The organism is Paraburkholderia sp. EG286B (assembly GCF_040965655.1).
In the GTDB taxonomy this organism is placed as follows: domain Bacteria; phylum Pseudomonadota; class Gammaproteobacteria; order Burkholderiales; family Burkholderiaceae; genus Paraburkholderia.
The window spans coordinates 1-2,662 of sequence record NZ_JBFRCF010000089.1; the positions used below are offsets into that span (position 1 = coordinate 1).

Consider the following 2,662-nt stretch of genomic DNA (forward strand, 5'->3'; position numbering starts at 1 on the left):
AGGTGCTGCGTAGTGCTTAGATTGTACTGCGAGTGTTCGAGATCAGGCTACTTTTTGATCAGGCGCGTTCTTCTTTCGCATCGAATCGCCCTTCAATGCAAGCTTGTGAGCTTGATGGACGAGGCGGTCGAGGATTGCGTCGGCGAGCGTGGGGTCTTGCAGCCATGCGTGCCAGTGTTCAAGGGGCAGTTGGCTTGTGATGATCGTGGATCGCGTGCCGACGCGATCGTCGAGCACTTCGAGCAGATCGTTGCGCGCGCCCTGGTCAACGTCCTGCAGTCCCCAGTCATCGAGCAACAAGACGTCCATCTTTGCGAGCTGCGCAAGCCGACGTGTGAAGCTGCCATCGCCGTGGGCGATCTTCAATTCCTCGAACAGTCGGGCGACGCGTACGTACAGCACGGAGAAGCCTTGTCGGCAAGCCTGCTGGCCGAAGGCGCAGGCAACCCATGTTTTTCCGGCGCCAGTTGGCCCCGTCAGGATGAGGTTCTGTGCATTGCGGATCCAGTCACAGCTGGCGAGCGTGGCGACGACACTCTTGTCGAGGCCACGGCTCTGCCGGTATTCGATGTCCTCGACGCAGGCCTGGGGATTCTTGAGCTTCGCAGACTTGAGCAATCGCTCAAGCCGCCGCGTATCGCGCCAGGCGATTTCACGATCCACGACCATGCCGAAGCGTTCATCGAACGACAGGCTCGTGCTGGCCGTCAGCGCTGCCTGTTCCTCGAACGCGCGAGCCATACCGTCCAGCTTGAGGGCCTTGAGCTGGGAGAGGGTTTGCTGCATCAACATCGTGACCTCCTAAGGTCAGTGGTAATACTTGGGTCCTCGCACATTCTCGTGCGGGGGCGACTGCCATTCGATGGCCCCGCTTTGTGGCAGCGGCTGCTTGTCGGAGCCGGTTTGCAGGATGGTTCGGACGGACCGCTGGGTCGGCGCGCCAATCACGAGTGCTCGCTGGCACGCCGCTTCCAGTCGCTCCTTGCCGTATTTGCGCGAGAGCGACAGCAGACCCAGGCACGCGCGGTATCCCATTTCCGGGTGCGGACGGTTCGTCAGCAAATGCCTGACGATCGCCTCGGCGCTGACGCCGATCGATGCGCCCCAGTTCAGCAACCGGCTCGGCGTCCATTCCAGGTGGGCGCGGTACGCCGCAGGCATGTGCTCGGCCACGGTGGTGTACTTGCCCTTGAGGCGACTGCGAGCGTGGGCGGCGACGCGTTTGCCGCCGTGCAGGACTTCCACACCGTAACGCGTCACGCGCGCGTGGACTTCCTGACGCACAAGGCTGTGAGGCGCGCTGTAGTAGTGACCGTCGACCTCGATGTGCGAGTCAATGTTGACGCGGCATTTCTGGAAGGTGGCGATTTCATAGCGACGCGTCGGCAGCGGACGCAGCGCTGGTTTGTCGAGTCGCTCGAACCACTCGCGTCGAGTGCCCTCGAGCTTCTTGAACGGCCGCGTATTCAGATCGTTGATCAACCCGGCGATCGCCTTGTTCAATTCGGCCAGACTGTAGAACCGGTGATTCCGCAGGCGCGCGAGAATCCAGCGTTCGACGATCTGTACGCCGACCTCGACCTTCGCCTTATCCTTCGGCTTGCGTGGGCGCGCGGGCAGCATCGCGGTATCGTAATGGCTCACGAAGTCTTGCGTGGTCAGGCCGAGCGTGGGTTCGTAGCGGTCGGCGTTCGAGATCAGTGCCTTCGGGTTGTCGGGCACAAGCAACCTTGGCACGCCGCCATAGAACTCCATCGCGTCAATGAGGCCGCCGATCCAGTCGGGCGTCGCTTCCGAACGCGTGGCGCACGCATACGTGTAATTCGATGCGCCGAGCACTGCGACGAAGATGTGTGCCTTGAACGCAATGCCGCCGGGGCGATCGAGAATCGGCACCGTTTGACCGGCGTAGTCGGCGAACAACTTCTCGCCGGCGTAATGTTGCTGGGGCATCGACCGCTTCAACGTCTGGGCCCAGTCCTTGTATCGCTGGCAGAACTGCGTGTAGCGCAAGGTCCGCTGGCCGGGATTCGCGGCGACGTACTCTTCCCACAGCAACTGCAACGTCACGCCTTTGCGGCGCAATTCCCGATGGATCCAGGCGCAGTCTGGCTCTATGCGCTTGCCTGCGGCCGTCGTCGGAACAGCACCGTTGACGAGCAACTGCTCCAGCTCTGCTTCAGACAGCGGCTCGATCTTCGCCCAGTCCAGGCCGGCCGAAGCGGCGAGCTGCAAATATTGGGTAATGGTACCGAGCCCGACGCCGAGCGCGCCGCTCACCTGCCGGTGAGACAGATTACAGGTCCATTTCAGGCGAAGCACATCTTTTATTTTGCGCATGGTCGTCCGGTGAGCCGGCATCGTCGGTTTCTCCCAAAAGGAGCCACCTTAACCGCCGGCCGATTGAGCCATCCGCAGTACCGCCAACCGAAACCGCGCCTTTCGTTTCGGTCCACCGAACACGCATTTCGGCGGAGTGAACAGCCGTTTCGGCGGGCTGAACACCGATTTCGGGAAGATGAACACGCGTTTCGGAGCGCCGAACACCGATTCCGGAATTCCCCGAAACCGTTCGACTTCAAGCGAAACGGCTGTTCACCTTCCTCCGGAAACCCTGTTCGACTTCAACCGAAATCCGTGTTCGGCTTCGCCGAAATACGCA

General features: G+C 61.4%; 3 protein-coding genes. 1 reads left to right on the plus strand and 2 read right to left on the minus strand.

The genetic code is table 11. From position 1 onward, the window contains the following. Positions 1–42: 42 nt before the first annotated feature. Together istB and istA are read right to left on the minus strand one after the other, a co-directional pair. Positions 43–792: an IS21-like element helper ATPase IstB gene (gene istB, locus AB4Y42_RS43695; protein ID WP_254358614.1), complete on the minus strand. Its 750-nt coding sequence runs from the start codon at positions 790–792 to the stop codon at positions 43–45. A gap of 15 nt (positions 793–807) precedes the next feature. Further along, positions 808–2,361, minus strand: a complete 1,554-nt coding sequence (gene istA / locus AB4Y42_RS43700) for an IS21 family transposase (protein ID WP_368697815.1) — start codon at positions 2,359–2,361, stop codon at positions 808–810. Positions 2,362–2,476: 115 nt separating this feature from the next. On the opposite strand from istA, the gene AB4Y42_RS43705 reads away from it, so the two are divergent. Beyond that, the coding region (locus tag AB4Y42_RS43705; protein ID WP_368697816.1) for a hypothetical protein at positions 2,477–2,662 on the plus strand (186 nt) is incomplete at its 3' end.